This is a genomic window from Taklimakanibacter albus (genome assembly GCF_016595235.1).
GTDB classification, from domain to species: domain Bacteria; phylum Pseudomonadota; class Alphaproteobacteria; order Rhizobiales; family Aestuariivirgaceae; genus Taklimakanibacter; species Taklimakanibacter albus.
The window spans coordinates 60,093-82,335 of sequence record NZ_JAENHL010000006.1; the positions used below are offsets into that span (position 1 = coordinate 60,093).

A 22,243-nucleotide genomic window follows, 5' to 3' on the forward strand; every position below is an offset into this window, starting at 1 on the left:
AGCGAGACTCAGTCCTTGGCGCGCTCGACGTAGGAGCCGTCTTCGGTCGCGATCACCACGCGGGTGCCGGTGGCGATATGGGGCGGCACCGCGGTGCGCACGCCGTTGGAAAGCATTGCCGGCTTGAACGAGGAGGCGGCGGTCTGGTTCTTGATGACCGGCTCGGTGTCGACGATCTCGAGCGTCACGCGCTGCGGCAGTTCGATGGTGATCGGCACGCCGTTGAACAGCGCGATCATGCATTCCATGTTTTCCTGGAGATAGGCGGCCCCATCACCGATGAGGTCGGCCGGCAGGTGGATCTGCTCGAAATTCTCCGGATTCATGAACACATACTGGTCGCCGTCCTGGTAGAGATAATTGAACGCCAGGGTCTCGACGAAAGCCCGTTCCATCTGGTCGGTGGTCTTGTAGCGCACCACGGTTTTGACGCCGTCCGAGATGCGGCGCATGTCGATCGAGGTCGTGGGGGTGCCCTTGCCGGGGTGGAAGCTCTCGGCCTTCAGGACGACATAGAGCTTCCCGTCCTCATGTTCGATGACATTGCCTTTACGCACGGCGCTTGCGATGATCTTGGCCACGAAAACTCTCTATAAATAAAGCTATTGATGGATTTTGTTGGGCGGGTATTAGCAGCCGCCATGCCAGAAGCCAAGCCCTGCCGGAGTTCCCCTTTTGAGCCTTGATCCGCCCTGGTGGCGTGCCGATATCCATGCCGACCGCCGGCCCTTCCTGATGGCCCGGGGCCGCATCCTGGCGCGCATCCGGGCCTGGTTCGCCGAGCAGGGCTTCATCGAGGTCGATTGCGGGGCGCTTCAGGTCTCGCCCGGCAATGAAACCCATCTCCATGCCTTTACGGCATCCTTGATCAATCCGGACGGGTCCAGCGAGGCCCGTTACCTCCACACCTCGCCGGAATTTGCCTGCAAGAAGCTGCTCGCCGCCGGTGAGAAACGCATTTTCAGCATGGTCCATTGCTTCCGCAACCGCGAGCGCACCCCGCTCCATGCGCCGGAATTCACCATGCTCGAATGGTATCGGGTAGGCGAGCCCTATGAGCGGATCATCGCCGATACCGTCGAGATGCTGAAGCTCGCGGCGGGTGAAACGGGGAACAAGCTCACCTGGCGCGGCAAGGTCGCCGATCCCATGGGGGAAGCCGACTATCTGAGCGTCGCCGACGCCTACCTGCGCTACGCCGGCATCGACCTGCTTGCGACCTTGAGCGCGCGCGGGGCCGACCGTGAGGCGCTCGCCGTCCAGGCCCGGGCGCAAGGGGTGAGCTTTGCGGCCGACGACTCCTGGTCCGACATCTTCAGCCGCATCCTGGTCGAACGGGTCGAGCCGCATCTGGGGCAGGGCCGGCCGACCGTGCTCTTCGAATATCCCGCCGTCGAGGCGGCCCTGGCGCGGGTCAGCCCGCGCGACCCGCGTATCGCCGAGCGCTTCGAGCTGTATGCGGCGGGGGTGGAACTCGCCAATGGCTTCGGCGAGCTGACCGATCCGGTCGAGCAGCGCCGCCGCTTCGAGGCCGATATGACGCTGAAGCAGAGGCTCTATGGCGAGCGCTATCCGATCGATGAGGCCTTCCTTCAGGCCCTGGAGCATATGCCGGAGGCCTCGGGCGTGGCGCTCGGGCTGGACCGCCTGGTGATGCTGGCGACCGGCGCCACCCGTATCGATCAAGTCATCTGGACACCCTTCAGCTAGGAGACGTTAATGCGCGCTATAGGCATCATGCTGCTCTTCATTCTCAGTCTGAATGGTGCCGCATGGGCCCAAAGCGCGGAGAGCGATCTCTATCGCGGCCGTACCCTGGTCACCGGCATTCGCGACGAAACCCGGCTTCCCGCCGTGCCCGTCTGTCTTCTCGATGTACTTGCGAAAGCTTCGGGTGACGCCCGGCTTCTGCACGATCCGCGCGCTGAGAAAATCGCCGCCGGCGGCACCTTGCTCGTGACCGAATACGCCTTTCGCGACCGTCTCGCCGGAAGACAGATCCATGACGAGCAGGGCACCCGTGATCGGCCTTATTACCTGACCATCACCTTCGATCCGAAACGGATCGACGCCGCCCTTGCCGCACTCGGCAGCAAGCCCTGGACCGCTGAGCGGCCGCGTCTCGCTCTGTTCCTCGTCGTCGACAACGCGTCGAATGTCTATGCGCTGGCGAATGACGCTACCTTCGGCCGTGATCAGCGCGACTCGCTCGTCGACGCTTCGTGGAAAGTCGGTATGCCGGTCATGCTGCCGAGCGAGTCCGACCTCGCCGCGGCGGGACTTACGGCCGATGCCCTCTCATCGGCTGAGCCAGCGAAGCTTGCGCAGTCGGCAAAACGCATGGGCGCCGATCTCGCTCTGTCGGGCCGGCTCGTCTGGAACAAAGGCACGCTCGGCTGGGCCGCCGAATGGCATCTCTTCGACGGCAAGACGGTCCATAAGTGGAAAATCAAGGACGTCAATTTCGACGATGCCTTCCGCGATGCGCTCCGCGGCGCGGCGTTGATCCTATCGGGGAGTGGGACGCCTTGAACTACCGCAACCCCGCCAGCACCTGGCGGATCGACTTCGCCATCTTGTCGACGATCTCGCCGAGTTCATCCGGGCTCGCATTATAGGGCGGCGCGAGAATGACGCAGTCACCCGCGACGCCATCGACATTGCCGCCGACCGGATAACAAATGAGTCCGTTTTCAAGGGCTTGCTGGCGGATGCGCAGGTAGAGCTTGAGCTCGGCCGGGAACGGCGTCTTGGTCTTGCGATCCTTGACGAGTTCGAGCGCCTGGAAGAAGCCGCGGCCGCGGATGTCGCCCACCGCTTCGATGTCGGAGGTGGCATCGCGCATCATCTGGACGAGCTTCGGTCCCCATTCGATCACCCGCTCGACCAGCTTTTCGCGGGTGACGATCTTCTGCACCGCGACGCCGGCGGCGCAGCAGGCGGTGTGGCCGGTGAAAGTGTGGCCGGTCTGCGGCCCGCCATGGACGGGCGCGAAAGTATCGGCGATCTTCTGCGAATAGACGGCGGCGCCGAGCGGCAGATAGCCGGCGGCGAGGCCCTTGGCGACCGACATGATGTCGGCCTCGACGCCGTCATGGGCGAGCGCCCGCCACGGGCCGCAGCGTCCGGCGCCCGACATGACTTCATCGGCGATCAGCAGGATGCCATGCCGGTCGCAGATCTCACGCACGCGTTTGGCATAACCTGGAGGAGCCGGCACGCAGCCGCCGGCGGCGCCGACCACCGGCTCGAAGATGAAGGCGGCGACATTCTTTGCGCCGACGCGCTGGATCTCGTCCTCGAGCTCCTTCGCACAGGCCTCCGCCGTGGTCTCAGGCATCGCACCGGCAGGCGGGCGATAGACATTGGCGGGCGACAGCAGCGAGGCGGGCACCAGCGCCCCTTCGAACGCGGCTCGCCTTTCGAGGAAACCCGACACCGACAAAGCGCCAATCGTATTGCCGTGCCAGGAGCGCTCGCGGGCGATGAAGCGCCGCCGGCTCATCTCGCCCTTGGCGGCGTGATACTGGAGCGCGAGCTTCAGGCAGCTCTCGACCGCTTCCGAGCCGCCGGTGACGAACACCATGTGCTTGAGGCTGCCGCCGCAATTGCGCGCGACGATCTCGGTCAGCTCTTCCAGCGCATCGGTGGTGAAATTATAGCGATAGCCATGGGCGATGCGCGACAGCTGGTCGGCGATCGCCGCATTCACCTCTTCATTGCCATGCCCGATGCAATAGACCGCCGGTCCACTCGATCCATCGATATAGACCTTGCCGTCGGCGGCATGGATATAGGAGCCCTTGGCCCATTTGGCCTTAGGCAGGTTGGCGCCGGCGGTGGTGATGCTCTGCGGAAGCGGCTGCTTGGTCATGCGGAGTGTCTCTTTTGACAATCTTTGCCAATTTATGCCATGCTGGTCCTGTGGAGACTTACATGGCGACTATGAATGTATCCCTGCCTGATCTTATGAAAGACTGGGTGGAAGCACAAACGAAAACAGGGCGTTACGCCAATGCCAGCGATTATGTGCGTGATCTGATCCGAAAGGACCAGGAACGCACCAGCAAGATCGCCGCCATGCAGCGCCTTGTCGATGACGGATTGAAAAGCGGCGTCGGCAAGCGGTCGAAGGACGATCTCTTCGCGAAGGCGCTGAAGCGAGTCGGAACGCAGCGCGGCAATGCCTGATGGGCTTTGTTCTTTCTCTCGCGGCGGAGGAGGATATTGTCGATATTGCCGAGGAAGGCGTGCGCCTGTTCGGAACCGCACAAGCCAGGCAATATCATGATGACCTGTTCACGATCTTCAGTCTGATTGCCGCCAATCCCCGCATGGCGCGTGAGCGCCTCGAGATTTCCCCACCCGTGCGTATCCATCCCTTCAAAGCTCATCTTGTTGTTTACCGGATCGAGGAGGGCGGCGATATTCTCGTTATCCGTGTGCGGCACGGACACGAGGATTGGTCGGGCGATGTCTCCTAGTTTATCTGGCAAATCATGATCACCGTCTTTGACGACATGCAGCGTCTGCACAATCCGTCGAGCTTTCTCGTCGCCGGCAAGAGCCAGCCCATGCCGGAACGGCCCGAGCGCATCGATATGCTGCTCGAAGGGGTACGGCGTGCCGGCGGCAGGCTCGTCGCGCCGAAGCCAATCGGCAACGAGACATTGTCGCTCGTCCATGATGCACGCTACCTCGCTTTCATGGATACGCTGTGGGAGCGCTGGCATCGCCAGCCGGACGCAGCGGAATATCCCGCCCCCAATATCCATGCGCTGGGCCGCTCGAGCCTGGCGCCGGTCGGTTATCCCGACTCGGTCGTGGGGCAAGTCGGCTATCACGTCGGAGACGGTTCCTGTCCTTTCATGGACAAGACCTGGGACGCCGCCCGCGCCAGCGCCGCCACTGCCGCCCATGCCGCCCGGCTGATGCTCCAGGGTGAGCGTTTCGTTTACGCACTGTGCCGGCCGCCCGGCCATCATGCGGCGTCCGATGTCGCGGCGGGCTTCTGCTACATCAACAATTCGGCGCTCGCCGCCGAGATCCTGCACCGGGCCGGGAAGCGTGTCGCCATCCTCGATATCGACGTGCACCATGGCAACGGCACCGAGGCGATCTTCTATGATCGTGCCGACATACTCACCGTCTCGATCCACGCCGATCCGAAGCGCTTCTACCCCTTCTTCTGGGGTTATGCCGAGGAGACCGGGAGGGGGGCGGGCGAAGGCTACAATCTCAATCTGCCGCTGCCGCGCGGCACCGCGATCGACGACTATCGCTGCGCATTGGCGAAGGCTTTGCGGCGCGTCGGCGATTTCGCACCCGAGATACTGGTCGTTGCCGCCGGCCTCGACATCGCGGTCGATGATCCGTTCAAGGGCTTCGCCATCGCGACCGACGATTTCACCACAATCGGAGGCGACATCGCCGACCTGAAGCTGCCGTTGCTGGTGGTGCAGGAGGGCGGCTATCCCTCACCGAGTCTCGGCGCCAGTCTGGTGGCGCTGCTGGAGGGATTGCGATCATGACCGTGACGATCCGGCCGATGGCCGATGCTGATGCGCCGGCCGTCGTGGCGATGGTCCAAGGCCTGGCGCGCGACACCGCGACGGGCGTCATACCGAAGCTTACGCCGCAAAGCCTGATCGGCAACCGCGACCTGATCGACGTCACCATTGCCGAGGACCGGGAAGGCATGCTCGGCGCCTGCCTGACGCTTCTCACCTATTCGACCTGGCGCGATGCAAGGGGGCTTTATGTGGTCGATCTCTTCATCGACGGCCGCGCCCGCAATCGCGGCATCGGGCTCAAACTCCTGCGCGCCGCGGCACGTCGCGGCCGCGCCAAGGGGGCCCGTTTCATCAAGCTCGAGGTCTATCACACCAATGACGGCGCCGCGCGTTTCTATGAGCGCCTCGGCTTCGGCCGTCACGACGAGGATCGCCTGTTCATTCTCGAGGACGAGAAGATGACGGCGCTTCTGGAAGACCGAGATTAAGTTGTCCCTTCACCCCGGCGAAAGCCGGGGTGACGACATAGATGTGAATGCGCCGCTTACGCCGTCTGGCGCGCAGCTTCTTCCGCCGGCAGCGGAATCATCCGGCCGCTGGCCGCGATGACGCCTTTCGAGCCCTCGAGCGCGCCCGCTTCGAGCTCTAGGCCGAGGAAGCGGTCGGGATCGACCGGTCCCGGCAGGCTGAGCCCTACGACCGCGTCGCGTGAGAAGCCGAAGCGGCCGTAATAGGGCGCATCGCCGACGAGCAGCACGACCCGGTGGCCGAGCTTATGCGCTTGCGCGAGCGCATGGCGCATCAGCTTTCCGCCGATGCCGCGCTTCTGATAGGCGCTATCGACGGCGAGCGGGCCGAGCAGCAGAGCCGGACCGGCCGATCCCGCGGTGATGTCCCACAGGCGCAGCGTGCCGACGAGGCGGCCCCGGCGGTTGCGTGCGGCAAAAGCGAGACCTTCCGCCGGCACGCGGTTCTCGCGCAGCCTTTCGGATGTCTTGCGCCGGCGTTCGGCTTTGCCGAAAGCGCGGTCGAGCAGGGCTTCGCGGGCCGGGAAATCGGCCGCGACTTCGGGCGTGATGGTGACCATTGTGGCCTCCATGACACCTCTGACGCCGCCCCAAGCCGAAGCCTAGGGCGGGCATCTCGGGATAGATGAGTGGATGGGTTAGATGATGTAGGTCGCCAGCGGCGGGAAGCCGTTGAACGCGATCGCCGAATAGGTCGTCGTATAGGCGCCCGTATTGTCGATCAGCACCTCGTCACCGACGGTGAGCGAAAGCGGCAGCTCATAGGGCGTCTTTTCATAGAGCACGTCGGCGCTGTCGCAGGTCGGCCCGGCGATGATGCAGGGACCCACCTGGTCGTCGTCGCGCGCCGAGAGGATCGGATAGCGGATCGCTTCCTCCATCGTCTCGGCGAGGCCGCCGAACTTGCCGATGTCGAGATAGACCCAGCGGGCCTTGTCCTCGACGTGCTTCTTAGACACCAGCACGACTTCCGCCTTGATCACGCCGGCATTGCCGACCATGCCGCGGCCTGGCTCGATGATCGTTTCCGGGATGGCATTGCCGAAATGCTTGGCGAGCGCCTGCTCGATGCCCTGGGCATAGGCCGGCACACCCGGAACCTCTTTGAGGTAACGGGTCGGGAAGCCGCCGCCGAGATTGACCATCGACAGTGTGATGCCGCGATCGGAGAGCGTGCGGAAGATATCGGCCGACTGCGCCAACGCCGAATCCCAGCCGTCGGTCTTCGTCTGCTGCGAGCCGACATGGAAGGAGACGCCATAAGCACGGAGGCCGAGCTTATGGGCAAGCGTCAGCACGTCGAGCGCCATGGCGGGCGAGCAGCCGAATTTGCGCGACAGCGGCCAGTCGGCGCCGGCGCCATCGGTCAGGATGCGGCAGAACACGCGGGAGCCAGGAGCGGCGCGCGCCACCTTCTCGACTTCCTCGATGGAATCGACGGCATAGAGCGACACGCCGAGCTGATGGGCGCGCGCGACGTCACGCTCCTTCTTGATCGTGTTGCCGAAGGAGATGCGGTCGGGCGTGGCGCCGGCGGTGAGCGCCATTTCGATCTCGGGCACCGAGGCCGTGTCGAAGCACGAGCCGAGGTTGGCCAAGAGCGAAAGGACTTCGGGCGCCGGATTGGCCTTCACCGCATAGAAGATGCGGGTGGCCGGCATCGCGCGGGCGAAGCGGAGATAATTGTCACGGATGACCTCGAGGTCGACGACGAGGCAGGGGCCTTCCGGTCGTCGGTCGGCGAGAAAGTCGATCATGCGTTGCGTAGCCATAGGCGTAACTCCCGTCAGGGCGCAGTGGATGGCTCTCGAGATGGCAAGGCGCACGCCCCGCGATGGAGACGGGAACGGGCCGGCCGCCTGTCGGGCCGTCGAGTGCGATGATTGTCCGGGCGCTCATCGCGCCTCGCATTCACCGCGGTTTGTCTGCCTTGGCTTGGAGGGAGTATCCCATCCGCACTTGGGGCAAGGAAAGTGGTGCCTCTTCAGTAACGCCGACTGTTGGACCAGCCAGACACGAGACCAAAAAAGCCCGCACCGTCGTTGCTTCAAGGCGTCCGCGGTCCGAAGACCGCATACGGATCATGTCCGTATGTACCATCCCGGAGACCTTCTTGAGGATCCGGGGGACGCCCACAGGCACGTGCGACTTTGGGCAAATCGGCATATGATGGATTCTGCCGTCGCATTCAAGAAAAATTTTGCGCTGCACCCCAAAAATTTGCCTGGGGCATCAAGGGCTTCTTTATGGATTTTTAATTCCCGCAGCCGCCGGGGCGCAAATGCCCGCCAATGGCGCCCAAGAGCTTGGCCAGCTGCTCGAGATCCTTTTCCGAAAGGTCGGGCGCCACATGCTCTTCGAGCGCTTCGCGATAGGAGGGCCATATCCGCTTCTGCATGGCGCGGCCCTCGGGCGTCGCCTGGATCATCTGGCCGCGGCCGTCGCCGGGGCAGGTGAGTCGCTCGACGAGGCCGGCGGCTTCCATCCGGTCGAGAAGGCGGGAGAGGTTGTACTGGGCGACGAGAAGTTCCTTCTCGAGCTCAACGGGGCGGAGCTTGCGGCCGCCCTCGCGCGACAGTTCCAGGAGGACGTCGTACCATTCGATCGGCGGCAGGCCCTTCGCCTTCACCGCCGCCTCCACTTTGCGCACAACATTGTCATGGGCGCGGATGAGCCGCACCCAGACATGCTGAACCCTCTCGATTCGCTTTTCCTCGGCCATCGCCGCTATCCTAAAGATTCATGCATCTGCATCAAGCTTGACATATAGATGTAACTGCATTAATGTCAATGCAGTTGCATGAAACTGAGTCCTGAAGGAGACTATCATGAAGCTTTACTACTCGCCCGGTGCGTGCTCGCTCGCTCCCCATATCGTCGCGTCCGAGGCGGGTGTTCCGCTCGAGCTCGAGAAAGTGGATCTTGGCAGCCACACGCTCGCCGACGGCTCCAACTATTATGACGTCAATCCGCGCGGCTATGTGCCGGCCATCCAGATCAAGGCAGGCGAGCCGGTTCTGACCGAAGCCAATATCGTAGTGCAGTATATCGCCGACCAGAAGCCGGAAGCGGGCCTGATGCCGAAGGCAGGCACGCCCGAGCGTTACCGCGCCCAGCAGTGGCTGGCTTTCGTCGCCACCGAGCTGCACAAGAACTTCTCCTGGCTCTGGTACAAGGACACGCCGGCCGAGACCAAGACCGCGGTCAAGGCGAAGCTCGACAAGCGCTTCGCCGAGCTCGACGCCCATCTCAAGGGCAACGCGTATCTGCTCGGCAAGGATTTCTCCGCCGCCGACGCCTATGCCTTCACCATCGTCAACTGGGTGAACTTCCTCGGCATGAACCTGAACAGCTTCCCGAACCTCAAGGCCTATATGGACCGCGTCGCGGCCCGTCCGAAGGTCCAGGCGGCGCTCAAGGCCGAAGGCCTCGTCGCGGCGTAAGTCTATCAGTCATCCTTCCCCCTTGCGGGGAAGGTGGCTCACCCGGCCTTGGCCGGGTGAGCCGATGAGGGTTGGGTGGTGAATCATTGATGCACCACCCGACCCTCACCCTGGCCCTTCGGGCCATCCCTCCCCGCAAGGGGGAGGGAGAACTGCATCTCATCCCAACATCGTGAGGCCGCTATGAAGAAGCTCACTCTCATCAGCCATGTGCTCTGCCCTTATGTGCAGCGCGCCGTGATCGCCCTGAAGGAGAAGGGCGTCGATTTCGAGCGCATCGATATCGATCTCGCCCAGAAACCGGACTGGTTCCTGGCCATTTCGCCTTTGGGCAAGGTGCCGGTGCTGAAAGTCGGCGACGATGTGATCTTCGAATCGGCGGTGATTGCCGAGTTCCTCGAAGACACGGTCGCGCCGGCGTTGCACCCGGCCGACGCCATCAAGCGCGCCGATCACCGCGCCTGGATCGAATTCGCCGGCGTTCTCCTCTCCGACATCTGGGAGTTCTACACGGCGACGACCGCGGAGGCCTTCGAGAAGAAGCGCCAGGATCTCACCCAGCGCTTCGAGCGCCTGGAAACGCGCATCAAGGCCGATCCGTGGTTCGACGGCGCGGCATTCCATCTTGTCGATGCCGCCTATGGTCCGGTCTTCCGTTATTTCGACGTCTTCGATGCGATTGAGGATTTCGGCATCCTGACGGCCAAGCCGAAGATCGCCCGCTGGCGCAAGACGCTGCGCGAGCGGCCGTCGGTCGCTTCGGCGGTAAAGCCCGACTATCCGGCACGGCTCAAAGACTTCATCGCCAAGCGCCCGTCCCATATGGCGGGGCTTCTTCTCCAGGCCGCGTGATCCCACGAAAAACGGCCGCCATCGTGGGATGGCGGCCGTTCAGTCTCGTAAACTCCCTCAACTCCCTCATGCTGAGGTGCGAGCGAAGCGAGCCTCGAAGCATCCCTCAGGATAGAGGGTAGAAGCTGAGCCATACCCTTCGAGGCCCGGCTGCGCCGGGCACCTCAGGGTGAGGGATAGCTACTTGATATAAGCGCGCACCGCGGCGCCGATCACATTGAGAATGATGTGCCCGGCGGTGATCGAGGTAATCTCGTTCACATCGCGCGACGGCGTGATCTCGACGAGATCCATGCCGACGAGCTTGCCCTTGCGGGTCAGTCCCTTGATCAGGTCGATCGTCTCGGCATAGGTGACGCCGCCCGGCTGCGGGCCGTTGACGGCCGGCATCACGGACGGGTCGAGGCCGTCGGCATCGATCGAGAGATAATAGCGCCCGCCATCCGGAATCTGCGCCAGGATCGCATCCATGCCGCGCTTGTGCAGCTCATAGACGGTAATGATATTGGCGCCATATTTGCGCGCCGCCTCGACTTCCTCGGTGCGCGCACTGCCCTGGCCGCGAATGCCGATCTGGTAGATCTTGTCGACATGTTTCATCTCGGAAGCGCGCCTGATCGTGCTCGAATAACCTTCCCGCGCGCCATTCACCTCATCGCGCCAGTCGAGATGGGCGTCGAGATGGATGAGGGTGATCGGGCCTTCGCCGTCGAGCGCCCGGAAGATCGGGATCGGAATGCCGTGATCGCCGCCGATCGAGATCGGCATGGCGCCGGCCTTCAGGATCTTGCGGACCGCTTCCTCGGCGAGCTTGTAATGCTTGCCGAGATCGCGCGGATCGCCCGGTACGTCGCCGACATCCACCACCTTGATGTCCTTGCCGTCGAAGAGGGTGCCGCCGATATCGAAGTCCCAGCGCTCAAGGCCGAGGCTGATACGCGACGAGGCGCGGCGCACCGCGGTCGGCGCATTGGTCTGGTCGTTGATCGTCTCGTCCATCGCATAGGGGTCGCCATAGGGCATGCCGATGATGGCGAAATGCGCGTCGAGCTTGTCGAGATCGGCCGCATAGGGGAAGTTCATGAAGGTCGTATAGACGCCCCGGGGCGGAACGGTCGGTCGTGTCATCATTGTCTCCTGTTATTGTGGACGGGCAGGTTGCGGGCTCGCTGACCTGGTGAGGCCGCGATAAGGCTGCAGATATGTCTCGAGGCGCGACGCCAGTGCCGCGAGGAAGGCGGTGAGGCCCCAATAGAGAAGAGCCAAGAGCGCGAAGACCTCGGCCGGCGCATAGGTGCGGCCGATCACGTCCTGCGCCATATAGGTGAGCTCGCCGACGGTGATGATCGACAAGGCCGCCGATTCCTTGATCAGCGTGATGGTGAGATTGGTGCTGGCGGGCAGCACATAACCGACGATCTGCGGAAAGAGCACCTTCCAGAAAGTCTGCGTATAGGTGAGGCCCAACGCGCGCGCCGCCTCTCCCTGTCCCTTCGCGATCGAGACGATGCCACCCCGGACGATCTCGGAGAAATAGGCCGCCGCGTAGGAGGAGAGCGCGATGATGCCGGCGGTCATCGGCGACAGCCTGATGCCGGCGAAGGGCAGCGCGAAGAACAGCAGGAAGACCTGCACCAGGAAGGGGATGTTACGGATGATCTCGATATAAGCGAGCGCAATTCCATTGAGGACCCGCCCGCCGCGGAGCCGGATGAGCGCCAGGAGCGCCCCGAGCGCAAAGCCGATCGGCAGCGAGATGCAGCAGATCAGGATCGTCTTGCCGAGGCCGATCGCGAAATAATGCCAGTTGTCGAGGATGACATTGATGTCGAAGCTCATCGCCGCTGCTCCTGGTTGCGTTTCTCGAGGACGCGGGTCAGCGAGCTCAGGGCGAAGAGGATGACGAAATAGAAGGCTGCCGCCATCAGGAAGGCTTCGACCGGGCGATAGGTGGTGTTCATGATGTTCTGCGCCGTGCGCGTCAGGTCGACGACGGTGATGACCGACAAGAGCGTCGAGGCTTTCACCAGCAGCGTGAATTCGTTGACGAGCGGCGGCAGGACGACGCGGAAGACCTGCGGCAGGATGATCTTCGGCCAGGTGATGAAGCGGGGCAGGCCCAAGGCATCGGCCGCTTCATACTGGCCATGCGGGATCTGCGACAGGCCGGCGCGAAAAATCTCCGAGGCGAAGGCGCCGCTATTGAGGCTGAGCGCCAGGACGCCGGCGGTGAAGGGCGCCAGGTCGATGCCGGTGAGGCCGGGAAACGCGTAATAGACGAGGAAGATCTGGACGAGCAGCGGCGTGCCACGCACGAAGCTGATATAAAGATGGGCGAGCCAGCGCAGCGGTCGCCATTTCGCGTCACGCAGGAAGACCAGGGCGAGGCCCACCACCATGCCGAACAGCGCGCCCAGCAGCGACACGACAATGGTGACGCCGGCTCCCCACAGGAACTGGTCGAATTGCGCCAGGGTTTTGCTGAAATTGAGCATGGTCGTGCGGGGGCGAGTCCGGGCCGCGAAGCCCGGACTCTCAAGAACAATTGAGGGTGCTTAGAACGCGCCGGCGGGCAGATAGCCGTCCTTCGGCGTCTTCATCTCGAAGCCGAACCACTTCATCTGCAGTTCCTTCAGCTTGCCCGAGTCATTGAGCTCGTCGATCCGGGCGTTGATGAAGTCGCGCAGATCGACATCCTCCGGGCGCGTCAGCCAGCACAGATAGTCGGATTGGCCGATCTGGGTGGCGACCTTGTAGGTATCGGGCACGTTCTTCATGAGGACGGCGGCCGACGGCGAGGCGATGGCGATCGCATCGACCTGGCCCGAGGCGAGCGCGATATGGACTTCGGGAAAGGCGGTGAAGAGCTTGAGCTCGGCATAGCCGGCGCCGCCCTTGGCCTTGAGCTCGGCATTATGCGCTTCGAGGATCGGCTGCACCGACGAGGCGAGCTGGCTCGCCACCACGAGGCCGTTGAGATCGTCGAGGGTCTTCACCCGCTCGTCGTCATGGCGCACCACGATGACCGTCTCATAGGAGCCGGTCGGGCGCGTATAGGCGTATTTCTTGATGCGCTCCTCATTGATGCCGTTCGAGGTGGCGACGAAGTCGAACTTCTTGGCGAGGAGGCCGGGCAGGATGCCTTGATAGGGCAGATTGAGCTGCTCCATCTGGACGCCCAGCGCCTCGATCACGACCGCGAGGATATCCATGTTGTAGCCGACGATCTTGCCGTCGAGCACGAACTCGAAGGGCTCGAAGGCCGCTTCGGTGGCGACGACGACCTTGCCGCGCTTCTTGATCTCCTCGAGAAGCCCCGCGGCTTTCGCGGCACCGACATGGGCGGCGAGCAGGGCGGCTGTGCCGCCGAGCGCGAAGCCACGGCGCGTGATGTTGAATTTCGACATGCAAGTACTCCCTGTTTTCTATTTTTCGGATTTCACATTCGGACGCGCGACATCGGTCACCCGTCCGTGATGCTTGTAGACACGGCCGACGATGTAGCTTTCGGTGTTCTTGATGCCCGCAACCGGCTTGAGATCGTCCATCAGGAACCTGAACAGATGATCGGTCGAGGGCGCCCGGACCTCGGCAATGAGGTGATAGGGGCCGGTCATGACATAGACGCTTTCGACGAAGTCATAGGTCGTCAGCTTCTTCGCCACTTCGTCGGTCTGCGTGATCTCGACGACGAAGCCGACGAGGGCGGTGACGCCCGAGCCGCGCATCGGATCGCTGACCAGCTGCACATGGATCGACTTGTCGCTCAGCAGATTCTGCAGCTTCCGCCTGACCGTCGCTTCTGCGACGCCAATTTCATTCGCCATCTGCACCGTCGACATCCGGCCGTCGACGCGCAGGCGTTCGGCGATGGCGCGCTCGGTGTCATCGAAGTCTTCGAATGTGGCGGAAATCATCAAAAATCTCGCAATAAATGGACGGATACGACTATAAATTGACGATTTATCATCGGAATCTGAATGTGTCGAGTCTTTCCGTCGGGGCGTAATTGACAGCCGGACGGCGCTCGCGCAGGGTCCAGCGCAAATTCGGAAGGACGCCATGAAAGTTGACGGAAAGCCCTATCGGACCATCTGGCTGAACAAGGACCGCTGGTCGGTGGAGATCATCGATCAGACCAAATTCCCGCACCGTTTCGAGACGGTCACCTTGCGCGCGATGGACGATGCCGCCCGTGCCATCAAGGACATGCTGGTCCGCGGCGCGCCTTTGATCGGCGCCACCGCGGCATACGGCATGGCGCTCCAGGCCCGCATCGATCCGTCCGACGAAGCGCTTACCGCCGCTTATGAGCGTCTCCACGCGACGCGGCCCACCGCCATCAATCTCAAATGGGCGCTCGATGAGATGATGAAGGCGCTGCGCAATTTTCCGCCGGCTGAACGGGCTAAGCGCGCTTATGATCGCGCCGCCGAGATCTGCGAGGAGGACGTCGCGATCAACCAGGCGATTGGCCGCAACGGTCTTGAGCTCATCAAGGCGATCGCCGCCAAGAAGAAGCCCGGCGAGCCCGTCAATGTGCTGACCCACTGCAATGCCGGTTGGCTCGCCACTGTCGACTGGGGCACCGCGACGGCGCCCATCTATATGGCGCATGACGGCGGCATCCCGATCCATGTCTGGGTCGACGAGACGCGACCGCGCAATCAGGGCGCTTCATTGACCGCCTGGGAGCTCGGCCATCACGGCGTGAAGCACACGGTCATCCCCGACAATACCGGCGGTCATCTGATGCAGCATGGCCTGGTCGATCTGTGCATCGTCGGCACCGACCGCACCACCGCCTCGGGCGATGTGTGCAACAAGATCGGCACCTATCTCAAGGCGCTCGCCGCCCATGACAATGGCGTGCCCTTCTATGTGGCGCTGCCGTCGCCGACCATCGACTTCACCATCGATGATGGCCTCAAGCAGATCCCGATCGAGCAGCGTTCCGGCGATGAGGTGACGAAGCTCACCGGCATCACCAAGGATGGCCGCATCGAGACGGTGGATGTCGTGGCGCCGGGATCGCCCGTCGCCAATTACGCCTTCGACGTCACTCCGGCGAAATATGTCACCGGTCTCATCACCGAGCGCGGCGTGGTGAAGGCGGAGAAGGCCGCCATCGCCCGGGCGTTTCCTGAGCGGGCATGATTCACCTGTCGTCCTACGGCAGCTCTTGAGCAGAGCAGGGAGGGAGGTTGGAACTCGAATATCGCCTCGGAGCGGATGAAGCTCAAATAAATCAATGAATTACCGAAGGCCGTAAGGGCCTGCGCGGATGTCTGGCCGCGGTTGTGCTCGAAATCTTCGCTCAAAAATTGATATTGACTTCATATTCATTTTACAGTCTGTTTTCGCTGCGGACGAGGCTGATGGCTGCTGCCCGTAATGCCTCAGTCTGATCGAGGAGAAGCTCCCTATGGCGCGTTCGGCCAAACCTTCACGCAAACCCAAGCGGCGGGCGCAATTCGACCCGATCCTGCTTGCGGTGCTGTCCAGCCGGTTCGAGTCGATTATCCGCGAGATGACGAACACGGTGATGAAGGCGAGCCGGTCCAGCGTCATCAAGAATGCGCGCGACATGTCCTGTGGAATCCTGACCTATGACCACCGGCTGGTCTCGGTCGAGGAGGCCTTGCCGATCCACGTGAATGCACTCGAGCTCACCACCAAGCCCATCACGGAGCTGTTCGACGACATCAAGGAAGGCGACGCCTTCCTGAACAACAGCCCGTTCTACGGCGTCACCCACCATGCCGATCTGACTTTGTCGGTACCGGTGTTCTTCGAGGGAACGCCGCTCTTCTGGACGCTGTCGCGCTCGCATCACGCCGATATCGGAGCGCCGGAGCCCTCCACCTATCTGCCTTTCGCCGCTTCCATCTACCAGGAAGGCGTCCACTTTCCTTGCGTCCGCATCCAGGAGAATTTCAAGGACAAGCAGGACCTGCTGCGCATCGGCTTCCAGAAGATCAGGGTCAGCAACATCTGGCATGGCGACTATCGCGCCCAGGTCGGCGCCTGCCGCATCGGCGAGCGCCGCCTGAAGGAGCTCGTCGCCCGATATGGCGTCGCCACGATCCGCGATTTCATCGAGGCCTGGATGGATTATGGCGAGCGCCGCGCCATTGCCGCCATCAAGCGCCTGCCTGCCGGCACTTATGTTTATGAAGTGCGGCACGATCCCGTGGCCGGCGTCGCGGACGAGGGCGTACCGATCAAGGCCAAGGTCACCGTTGATCCCAAGAAGGGCCTGGTGACCGTCGATGTGCGCGACAATCAGGATTGCGTGCCGGGCGGCCTCAATTTGTCGGAAGCCTGCGCGGTCGCCTCCTGCCGCATCGGCGTCTATTACAATCTGGAAGCGAGCGTGCCGCATAATGAGGGCAGCTCAAGCCGCATCGTGCCGCTCTTGCGCGACGGCTGCGTGGTCGGTCGCCCCAAGCATCCGACCGGCACCTCCTGCGCCACGAGCAATGTCAATGAACGCCTCGCCAATGCGGTGCAATGCGCTTTCTCCGAAATGGGCGAGCCCTATGGCATGGCCGAGGGCGGCGGCAATTTCTCGGCGGCGCTTGGCGTCATTTCGGGCGTCGACAGAAGGCGCGCCGAGCATGTCGAATATATCACCCAACTGATGCTGGCGCTGTCGGGTGGCCCGGCCAATCACGGTCATGACGGCTGGCTGACTTATGAATGCTCGGTCGGCAACGGCATCATGGTGACCGACTCCGTCGAGGTCGATGAGGCGACCTATCCGGTTCTCGTCGAGGAGCGGCGCATCTGCGAGGACAGCATGGGCTTCGGCCAATGGAACGGCGCGCCGGCGGTACGCGGTTTCTACCGCTCGCTCACCGGCGACATGACGCTCTATGTCTGCGGCGACGGTGGAACATTTCCGGCCAAGGGCGTGCTCGGCGGTGCGGCCGGCGCGTCCTGCGGCACATGGCGGCGCGCCAGGACCGGCACGGTCGAGCGGCTCGCCGATTTCTTCAGCGGCACGATCGCCGACGGCGAGGCCGTTGGCTACCGCTCCTGCGCCGGCGGCGGCTATGGCTCGCCGCGCCGGCGTGACCCGGAACGGGTCGCCGAGGACGTCAACCGCAAATGGCTGAGCGTTGCCGCGGCACGCGATGTCTTCGGTGTTTCGGTGCGGCTGAACAGCAACGGCGTCGATTACGAGGTCGATGCCGAGGCGACTTCAAGTCTGCGCGCCGCCGCTGGCGGATAGCGGACGGCGCGAACGACATAAAACGAAAACAAAACAGGGGAAGAAAAATGGAAGGACATCGATTACAACGCTTAGCCGCAGGATTGTTCGCTGCCGCGAGCCTCATGGCCACCGGCGTGGCCCGGGCCGAGGAGCCGATCGTGATCGGCGCGGCGATCGCCCAGAGCGGCATTATCGCGCCCTATGACGACGGGCCCGCCAAGGCTATGGAGATCGCTGCCGAGGAGATCAACGCCAAGGGCGGACTGCTCGGGCGGCCGCTCAAGATCATCTATTCCGACACCAAGTCCGACATCGCCTATGGCGCAACGGCGGCGCAGGACGTCATCGACAAGGGCGCCAACATGGTCGTGGTGACCTGCGACTACGACTATGGCAGCGCCGCCGCGTCGGTCGCCGACGGCGCCGGCCTGATCGCCTTCTCGACCTGCGCCGGCGATCCGAAATTCGGCCCCTCGGGCATCGGTCCGAACGCCTTCACCATGGCGACGGGTGCTCCCGGCCAGGCGGTGGCGATCACCGAATGGGCCTACGACAAGATGGGCTGGCGCAGCGGCTATCTGCTGCTCGACACCACCATCGCCTTCGATGCCAGCTTCGCCGACTTCTTCACCCGCCGCTGGGTCGAGCTTGCCGGCCCCGAGGGACTGGCCGGCAAGGACACGTTCGGCGGCGAGGACCCGCAGATCGCCAGCCAGATCACGCGCATCAAGGCACTGCCGAAGCAGCCCGACTTCATCGTGCTCGCCTCCTTCCCGCCGGGCGGAGCGAGCGCCCTGCGCCAGCTGCGCGCTGCCGGCATCAACCAGCCTATCCTTGCCTCCGAATCCTGGGACGGCGATTACTGGCTCGATGCCGTTCCCAATCTCAGCGACTTCTACTTCGTGACCTATGGCTCGGTCTTCGGCAACGACACGCGGCCGGCCGTCGTCGACTTCATGAGCAAGTTCGAGAAGAAATTCGGCCAGCGGCCGGTCACCTCGCATGCGCTCACCGGCTACAGCGTCATCCAGGGCTGGGCCAAGGCGGTCGAACAGGCCGGAACGCTCGAAGCGGGCAAGGTGCGCGAGAAGCTGGAAGTCTTTGTCGACGAGCCGCTGCTCGCCGGCCCGACGACCTTCACCAAGGATAGCCATATCAACATGCAGCGTGACCTGATCCTGCTCGAGGTCAAGGGCGGCAAGACCGGCAATGTCGTCGGCATCGTCAAGGCGAAGCAGATGCCGAAATAAGCCATCTGCGGCGAGTGGCGTCATGATGATCCAACCGGACAGCGGCGGCGCGGACGCCTCCGCGGCAAGCCTGGAAGTCGACGGCGTGGTCGTCGATTTCCAGGGCCTGCGGGCGATAGAGGATGTCAGCCTCACTTTGCGACCGGGAGAGATTCTCGGCCTCATCGGCCCGAATGGCGCCGGCAAGACGACCTTGATCAACGTGCTCACCGGCTTTCAGGCGGTGACGCAGGGCAGCGTCCGTCTGGGTGGCGTCGATATCGCCGGCTGGAAGCCGCATGAGCGCAGCCGGCGTGGCCTGGTGCGCACCTTTCAGAGTGTTCTGCCCTTCGCCGGGCTGACCGCGCTGGAGAATGTCGAGGCGGGCGGCGTCGCGATCGGGCTTGTCCGCGGCGAGGCCCGCGCCGAAGCTGTCCGCATATTGAGCGAGATGGGTCTCGCCCATGCGGCGAACCGCAAGGCCGGCACGCTGCCCTTCGGCGAGGAGCGCCGCGTCGGTATTGCCCGCGCCATCGCCATGCGGCCCCGCTTTCTCCTCATGGACGAGCCGGCGGCCGGCTTGAACGATGCCGAATGCCGCGACCTTCAGACGATCGTGCGCGGCATATGCGTGTCGCTCAGCTGCGGTGTCCTGTTCATCGAGCACCGCATGTCGATGGTGTTCGAGCTGTGCCACCGCATCCAGGTGCTGCAGCTCGGCCGGACGCTGGCGTTGGGCCCGACCGATGCCATCCGCGCTGACCCCAAGGTGCGCAAGGCCTATCTCGGCGAAGACGAGGTGTCGCCGTGCTGAAGATCCGCGACCTGCATGTCAGCTACGGCAATATCGCCGCCTTGCGCGGTATCTCGCTCGATGTCGGCAAAAGCGAGATCGTCGCCGTGATCGGGCCCAACGGTGCCGGCAAGTCGACGTTGCTGCTCGCCATTGCCGGCGTGGTGCGCGCGCGCGCCGGCTCAGTCGAATTCGATGGCAGGGCAATCACCGGCCAGCAGCCGGAAGCCCTGGTCACGACCGGCCTGTCGCTTGTGCCGGAAGGCCGCCACATTTTCGGCTCGCTCTCCGTCGCCGAGAATCTCAGACTCGGCGCGACGGTGAGGCGCGACCGGCAGGAGGTCGCCCGCGACATCGACCGCGTGCTCGCCATGTTCCCGATATTGCGTGAGCGCTACCGGCAGCGTGCCAACAAGCTGTCGGGGGGCGAGCAGCAGATGCTGGCGATCGGCCGCGCCATGCTGGCGCGGCCACGGCTGCTTCTGCTCGACGAGCCCTCGCTGGGACTGGCGCCGTTGATCGTGGCACAGATCTACGAGGCCGTTCGCGCCTTGCGTGACCAGGGGGTGACGGCGCTCATCGTCGAGCAGAATGTCGGACGCGCGCTGTCCGCTGCCGACCGCACCTATGTGCTGAGCTCGGGCGTCATTGCCATGAGCGGGAAATCGGCCGAGTTCGCCGGCAATGCCGCCTTTGATGCCGCCTATTTCGGTGTCGCCGAGGCGGCGCGATGATCGTCCTGCAGAATCTCATCGACGCCGTAAGCCTCGGCGCCGTCTATGCGCTCGCCGCGCTCGGCATCGGCCTCATCTTCAGCGTCATGCGCCTGATCAACTTCGCGCATGGCGAATTGATCATGGTCGGCGGTTTCACCCTCTACACACTGGCCGGTCAGCCGCTTCTGGTGATGATCCTGGCGGCGCTCCTGACCAGCACGGTGCTGGCGCTCGGCATGGAGCGCGTCGCCTTCCGGACCCTGCGCAAGGCCAGCCCTGCGACATTGCTGATCTCCTCCTTCGCCGTCTCCTACCTCATCCAGCATATTGTGCTCCTGGCCTTCGGATCACGCGCGATGGGTGTAGCCTTCCTGCCTGAGCTCGGCACCGCCATCGATCTCGGCGGCTTGCGCATTCCGCTGCTGCAGCTCGTCACCATCGCCGTGACTCTTGTCTTGATGGCCGGGCTTGTCGCCTTCTTCCGGTTGTCCGAGACCGGACTGCAGATGCGCGCCGCGGCGGAGGATTTCACCATGGCGCGCCTCGTCGGCGTCAAGGCCAATCGCGTGATCGCTTTCGCCTTTGCGATATCGGGTGTGCTGGCCAGCATAGTGTCTTTCTATCTGGTGGCGCAGACCGGCAGCGTCTCCTACAAGATGGGCGTGAGCATGGTTCTGATCGCCTTCGTGTCCTCGGTCATCGGCGGCATGGGCTCGATCGCCGGCGCCGCTCTCGGCGGCTTCCTGGTTGGCATCGTTTCGGTCTCGCTCCAGGCCTATCTGCCGGTCGATTTGCGTCCCTATCGCGACGCCTTCGTATTCCTGCTGTTCGTGCTCTTTCTTTTCTGGCGTCCGGACGGGCTGCTCGCCAGCCGCGCCGACCGGGACAGGGTGTAGTGGCCATGGTCGAAAACTCCCTGTTCCGTCCATTGCAGACCGCGCTGGTCCTGATCCTTGCGCTCATTGCCGTGGCGCTCTGCGCGAGCATCGCGCCGCCGGCTCTGCAGCGCACTGTCATCGAGGCGTTGATCAAGCTGACCGTGGTGGTCGGCCTGTTCATCTTCGTCGGCCAGTCCGGCGTGTTCTCCTTCGGCCATGTCGCCTTCATGGCGATCGGCGGTTATATGTCGGCGATCCTGACCCTGGCACCGGCGCGCAAGGCCACGCTGCTCGATCTGCCGGGGGCGATCGAGGCGCTGCAGCTGCCCTGGCCATTGGCGCTGGTGGCGGTCATCGTCGCCGTTGGTGTCCTCGCGACGGTGGTCGGCTGGCCCTTCTGCCGCCTGCGCGGCATCGCGCTGCCGATGGCGACATTCGCGCTGCTCATCATCACTTATGTCGTGGCTTCCAACTGGCAGCAGGTGACCGGCGGCCGTCAGGCGCTGGTCGGCCTGCCGCGTTATGTCGGCCTGTGGACGGCGTTCGGCGGCGCCGCTCTCGCCATCCTGGTCGCCGCGGGCTACGCCATGACGCGGCACGCGCTCATGCTGCGTTGCTCGCGCGAGAGCGAGGTCGCCGCCGCCGCGACCGGCATCGATGTGGAACGCGAGCGGCTGATCGCCTTCGTGCTCAGCGCCATGGTGGTGGCGGCGGGCGGCGTGCTGTTCAGTCATTTCATCGGCACGATCACGGCCAGCACCTTCTATCTCGACCTGACCTTCGTGACGCTGACGATGCTCGTGGTGGGCGGCATGCGCAGCCTGACCGGCGCCTGCGCCGGCGTGGCGCTGGTTTCGCTCGTGTCGGAGCTTCTGCGCTCGGTCGAGCGCGGCGTAGCGATAGGCGACGTCACGATCGCGGCGCCGCCGGGACTGCAGGAAATCGTGCTTGCCGCGCTCCTCCTGGCCATTCTCGTTTTAAGGCCGGCCGGCCTCCTCGGCGATGCCGAAATCGGCTGGCCGTCCTTCCGGCGCGCTGCTCCAGCGACCGCAACTCGGCAACAGGGATAATCG

25 protein-coding genes are annotated in these 22,243 nt (G+C 63.6%); 15 read left to right on the forward strand and 10 right to left on the reverse strand.

Going from position 1 to position 22,243, the window contains the following annotated elements:
- Window positions 1-8 precede the first annotated feature (8 nt).
- A complete protein-coding gene (efp, locus tag JHL16_RS04935) occupies window positions 9-581 on the reverse strand; it encodes an elongation factor P (protein ID WP_348647172.1) in 573 nt (190 codons plus the stop codon).
- A gap of 154 nt (window positions 582-735) precedes the next feature.
- Here efp and epmA point away from each other — a divergent pair, with 154 nt between their 5' ends.
- Both epmA and JHL16_RS04945 read left to right on the forward strand, forming a co-directional pair.
- Entirely contained in the window at window positions 736-1,710 is a 975-nt protein-coding gene (gene epmA, locus JHL16_RS04940) for an EF-P lysine aminoacylase EpmA (protein WP_200184941.1), read from the forward strand.
- A 9-nt stretch (window positions 1,711-1,719) separates the two neighbouring features.
- Window positions 1,720-2,532, forward strand: coding sequence for a DUF2066 domain-containing protein (locus JHL16_RS04945; RefSeq protein ID WP_200183780.1), 813 nt, complete (start codon window positions 1,720-1,722; stop codon window positions 2,530-2,532).
- A 1-nt stretch (window position 2,533) separates the two neighbouring features.
- Here JHL16_RS04945 and JHL16_RS04950 read toward each other — a convergent pair whose 3' ends face one another.
- Window positions 2,534-3,874, reverse strand: coding sequence for an aspartate aminotransferase family protein (locus tag JHL16_RS04950; protein ID WP_200183781.1), 1,341 nt, complete (start codon window positions 3,872-3,874; stop codon window positions 2,534-2,536).
- A gap of 62 nt (window positions 3,875-3,936) precedes the next feature.
- Here JHL16_RS04950 and JHL16_RS04955 point away from each other — a divergent pair, with 62 nt between their 5' ends.
- Genes JHL16_RS04955 through JHL16_RS04970 form a run of 4 tightly spaced genes read left to right on the forward strand, consistent with a single transcriptional unit; the run spans window position 3,937 to window position 6,001 of the window.
- The gene (locus tag JHL16_RS04955; protein WP_200183782.1) at window positions 3,937-4,191 is read left to right on the forward strand and encodes a type II toxin-antitoxin system ParD family antitoxin; all 255 of its coding nucleotides are present in this window, start codon (window positions 3,937-3,939) and stop codon (window positions 4,189-4,191) included.
- Window positions 4,191-4,484, forward strand: a complete 294-nt coding sequence (locus JHL16_RS04960; RefSeq protein ID WP_200183783.1) for a type II toxin-antitoxin system RelE/ParE family toxin — start codon at window positions 4,191-4,193, stop codon at window positions 4,482-4,484. The genes JHL16_RS04955 and JHL16_RS04960 overlap by 1 nt, the downstream gene beginning before the upstream one ends.
- Before the next feature lie 15 nt (window positions 4,485-4,499).
- Window positions 4,500-5,531 (forward strand): histone deacetylase family protein, encoded by a 1,032-nt coding sequence (locus JHL16_RS04965; protein ID WP_200183784.1) that lies wholly within the window; start codon window positions 4,500-4,502, stop codon window positions 5,529-5,531.
- Complete coding sequence (locus JHL16_RS04970) at window positions 5,528-6,001, forward strand: GNAT family N-acetyltransferase (protein WP_200183785.1); 474 nt, start codon at window positions 5,528-5,530, stop codon at window positions 5,999-6,001. Before JHL16_RS04965 ends, JHL16_RS04970 begins: the two co-directional genes overlap by 4 nt.
- A 56-nt stretch (window positions 6,002-6,057) precedes the next feature.
- Here JHL16_RS04970 and JHL16_RS04975 read toward each other — a convergent pair whose 3' ends face one another.
- The 3 genes from JHL16_RS04975 to JHL16_RS04985 form a co-directional block, all read right to left on the reverse strand.
- Window positions 6,058-6,600 (reverse strand): GNAT family N-acetyltransferase, encoded by a 543-nt coding sequence (locus JHL16_RS04975; protein WP_200183786.1) that lies wholly within the window; start codon window positions 6,598-6,600, stop codon window positions 6,058-6,060.
- A 78-nt stretch (window positions 6,601-6,678) separates the two neighbouring features.
- Window positions 6,679-7,812, reverse strand: a complete 1,134-nt coding sequence (locus JHL16_RS04980) for a type III PLP-dependent enzyme (protein ID WP_200183787.1) — start codon at window positions 7,810-7,812, stop codon at window positions 6,679-6,681.
- Between the two features lie 482 nt (window positions 7,813-8,294).
- Window positions 8,295-8,762, reverse strand: coding sequence for a MarR family winged helix-turn-helix transcriptional regulator (locus JHL16_RS04985; protein WP_200183788.1), 468 nt, complete (start codon window positions 8,760-8,762; stop codon window positions 8,295-8,297).
- Between the two features lie 106 nt (window positions 8,763-8,868).
- Between JHL16_RS04985 and gstA the strand changes: the two genes are divergently transcribed.
- Together gstA and JHL16_RS04995 are read left to right on the forward strand one after the other, a co-directional pair.
- Window positions 8,869-9,483 (forward strand): glutathione transferase GstA, encoded by a 615-nt coding sequence (gstA, locus tag JHL16_RS04990; protein ID WP_200183789.1) that lies wholly within the window; start codon window positions 8,869-8,871, stop codon window positions 9,481-9,483.
- A 183-nt stretch (window positions 9,484-9,666) separates the two neighbouring features.
- The gene (locus JHL16_RS04995) at window positions 9,667-10,335 is read left to right on the forward strand and encodes a glutathione S-transferase family protein (RefSeq protein ID WP_200183790.1); all 669 of its coding nucleotides are present in this window, start codon (window positions 9,667-9,669) and stop codon (window positions 10,333-10,335) included.
- 180 nt (window positions 10,336-10,515) lie between these two features.
- Here JHL16_RS04995 and JHL16_RS05000 read toward each other — a convergent pair whose 3' ends face one another.
- From JHL16_RS05000 to JHL16_RS05020, 5 genes are read right to left on the reverse strand one after another with little or no spacing between them, the layout of a single operon-like run.
- A complete protein-coding gene (locus tag JHL16_RS05000) occupies window positions 10,516-11,418 on the reverse strand; it encodes an agmatinase (protein WP_246770862.1) in 903 nt (300 codons plus the stop codon).
- A gap of 57 nt (window positions 11,419-11,475) precedes the next feature.
- Complete coding sequence (locus tag JHL16_RS05005; protein ID WP_200183791.1) at window positions 11,476-12,174, reverse strand: amino acid ABC transporter permease; 699 nt, start codon at window positions 12,172-12,174, stop codon at window positions 11,476-11,478.
- Window positions 12,171-12,830: an amino acid ABC transporter permease gene (locus JHL16_RS05010; protein WP_200183792.1), complete on the reverse strand. Its 660-nt coding sequence runs from the start codon at window positions 12,828-12,830 to the stop codon at window positions 12,171-12,173. Before JHL16_RS05010 ends, JHL16_RS05005 begins: the two co-directional genes overlap by 4 nt.
- A gap of 60 nt (window positions 12,831-12,890) precedes the next feature.
- Window positions 12,891-13,742 carry a transporter substrate-binding domain-containing protein gene (locus JHL16_RS05015; protein ID WP_200183793.1) on the reverse strand — a complete coding sequence of 284 codons (852 nt, stop codon included), beginning with the start codon at window positions 13,740-13,742 and terminating at the stop codon, window positions 12,891-12,893.
- An 18-nt stretch (window positions 13,743-13,760) separates the two neighbouring features.
- Window positions 13,761-14,252, reverse strand: a complete 492-nt coding sequence (locus JHL16_RS05020; RefSeq protein WP_200183794.1) for an Lrp/AsnC family transcriptional regulator — start codon at window positions 14,250-14,252, stop codon at window positions 13,761-13,763.
- Window positions 14,253-14,397: 145 nt separating this feature from the next.
- Here JHL16_RS05020 and mtnA point away from each other — a divergent pair, with 145 nt between their 5' ends.
- The 7 genes from mtnA to JHL16_RS05055 all read left to right on the forward strand — a co-directional run bounded on the left by mtnA (window position 14,398) and on the right by JHL16_RS05055 (window position 22,240).
- Window positions 14,398-15,492, forward strand: coding sequence for an S-methyl-5-thioribose-1-phosphate isomerase (mtnA, locus tag JHL16_RS05025; protein ID WP_200183795.1), 1,095 nt, complete (start codon window positions 14,398-14,400; stop codon window positions 15,490-15,492).
- A 268-nt stretch (window positions 15,493-15,760) separates the two neighbouring features.
- Window positions 15,761-17,572, forward strand: a complete 1,812-nt coding sequence (locus tag JHL16_RS05030; protein WP_200183796.1) for a hydantoinase B/oxoprolinase family protein — start codon at window positions 15,761-15,763, stop codon at window positions 17,570-17,572.
- 104 nt (window positions 17,573-17,676) lie between these two features.
- A complete protein-coding gene (locus JHL16_RS05035) occupies window positions 17,677-18,804 on the forward strand; it encodes an ABC transporter substrate-binding protein (RefSeq protein WP_200183797.1) in 1,128 nt (375 codons plus the stop codon).
- 22 nt (window positions 18,805-18,826) lie between these two features.
- Complete coding sequence (locus JHL16_RS05040; protein ID WP_246770804.1) at window positions 18,827-19,597, forward strand: ABC transporter ATP-binding protein; 771 nt, start codon at window positions 18,827-18,829, stop codon at window positions 19,595-19,597.
- Window positions 19,591-20,310, forward strand: a complete 720-nt coding sequence (locus tag JHL16_RS05045; protein WP_200183798.1) for an ATP-binding cassette domain-containing protein — start codon at window positions 19,591-19,593, stop codon at window positions 20,308-20,310. Before JHL16_RS05040 ends, JHL16_RS05045 begins: the two co-directional genes overlap by 7 nt.
- Window positions 20,307-21,188 (forward strand): branched-chain amino acid ABC transporter permease, encoded by an 882-nt coding sequence (locus tag JHL16_RS05050; RefSeq protein WP_200183799.1) that lies wholly within the window; start codon window positions 20,307-20,309, stop codon window positions 21,186-21,188. The genes JHL16_RS05045 and JHL16_RS05050 overlap by 4 nt, the downstream gene beginning before the upstream one ends.
- A gap of 5 nt (window positions 21,189-21,193) precedes the next feature.
- On the forward strand, window positions 21,194-22,240 hold the full coding sequence (locus tag JHL16_RS05055; RefSeq protein ID WP_200183800.1) for a branched-chain amino acid ABC transporter permease: 1,047 nt from the start codon (window positions 21,194-21,196) through the stop codon (window positions 22,238-22,240).
- Window positions 22,241-22,243 lie beyond the last annotated feature (3 nt).

Bases quoted from the DNA above. Each gene is read 5' to 3' on its own strand.
- epmA (WP_200184941.1), top strand. From the start codon at position 736: ATGGCCCGGGGCCGCATCCTGGCGCGCATCCGGGCCTGGTTCGCCGAG.
- JHL16_RS04945 (WP_200183780.1), top strand. From the start codon at position 1,720: ATGCGCGCTATAGGCATCATGCTGCTCTTCATTCTCAGTCTGAATGGT.
- JHL16_RS04950 (WP_200183781.1), bottom strand. From the start codon at position 3,874: ATGACCAAGCAGCCGCTTCCGCAGAGCATCACCACCGCCGGCGCCAAC.
- JHL16_RS04955 (WP_200183782.1), top strand. From the start codon at position 3,937: ATGGCGACTATGAATGTATCCCTGCCTGATCTTATGAAAGACTGGGTG.
- JHL16_RS04960 (WP_200183783.1), top strand. From the start codon at position 4,191: ATGGGCTTTGTTCTTTCTCTCGCGGCGGAGGAGGATATTGTCGATATT.
- JHL16_RS04965 (WP_200183784.1), top strand. From the start codon at position 4,500: ATGATCACCGTCTTTGACGACATGCAGCGTCTGCACAATCCGTCGAGC.
- JHL16_RS04970 (WP_200183785.1), top strand. From the start codon at position 5,528: ATGACCGTGACGATCCGGCCGATGGCCGATGCTGATGCGCCGGCCGTC.
- JHL16_RS04975 (WP_200183786.1), bottom strand. From the start codon at position 6,600: ATGGTCACCATCACGCCCGAAGTCGCGGCCGATTTCCCGGCCCGCGAA.
- JHL16_RS04980 (WP_200183787.1), bottom strand. From the start codon at position 7,812: ATGGCTACGCAACGCATGATCGACTTTCTCGCCGACCGACGACCGGAA.
- JHL16_RS04985 (WP_200183788.1), bottom strand. From the start codon at position 8,762: ATGGCCGAGGAAAAGCGAATCGAGAGGGTTCAGCATGTCTGGGTGCGG.
- gstA (WP_200183789.1), top strand. From the start codon at position 8,869: ATGAAGCTTTACTACTCGCCCGGTGCGTGCTCGCTCGCTCCCCATATC.
- JHL16_RS04995 (WP_200183790.1), top strand. From the start codon at position 9,667: ATGAAGAAGCTCACTCTCATCAGCCATGTGCTCTGCCCTTATGTGCAG.
- JHL16_RS05000 (WP_246770862.1), bottom strand. From the start codon at position 11,418: ATGAACTTCCCCTATGCGGCCGATCTCGACAAGCTCGACGCGCATTTC.
- JHL16_RS05005 (WP_200183791.1), bottom strand. From the start codon at position 12,174: ATGAGCTTCGACATCAATGTCATCCTCGACAACTGGCATTATTTCGCG.
- JHL16_RS05010 (WP_200183792.1), bottom strand. From the start codon at position 12,830: ATGCTCAATTTCAGCAAAACCCTGGCGCAATTCGACCAGTTCCTGTGG.
- JHL16_RS05015 (WP_200183793.1), bottom strand. From the start codon at position 13,742: ATGTCGAAATTCAACATCACGCGCCGTGGCTTCGCGCTCGGCGGCACA.
- JHL16_RS05020 (WP_200183794.1), bottom strand. From the start codon at position 14,252: ATGATTTCCGCCACATTCGAAGACTTCGATGACACCGAGCGCGCCATC.
- mtnA (WP_200183795.1), top strand. From the start codon at position 14,398: ATGAAAGTTGACGGAAAGCCCTATCGGACCATCTGGCTGAACAAGGAC.
- JHL16_RS05030 (WP_200183796.1), top strand. From the start codon at position 15,761: ATGGCGCGTTCGGCCAAACCTTCACGCAAACCCAAGCGGCGGGCGCAA.
- JHL16_RS05035 (WP_200183797.1), top strand. From the start codon at position 17,677: ATGGCCACCGGCGTGGCCCGGGCCGAGGAGCCGATCGTGATCGGCGCG.
- JHL16_RS05040 (WP_246770804.1), top strand. From the start codon at position 18,827: ATGATGATCCAACCGGACAGCGGCGGCGCGGACGCCTCCGCGGCAAGC.
- JHL16_RS05050 (WP_200183799.1), top strand. From the start codon at position 20,307: ATGATCGTCCTGCAGAATCTCATCGACGCCGTAAGCCTCGGCGCCGTC.
- JHL16_RS05055 (WP_200183800.1), top strand. From the start codon at position 21,194: ATGGTCGAAAACTCCCTGTTCCGTCCATTGCAGACCGCGCTGGTCCTG.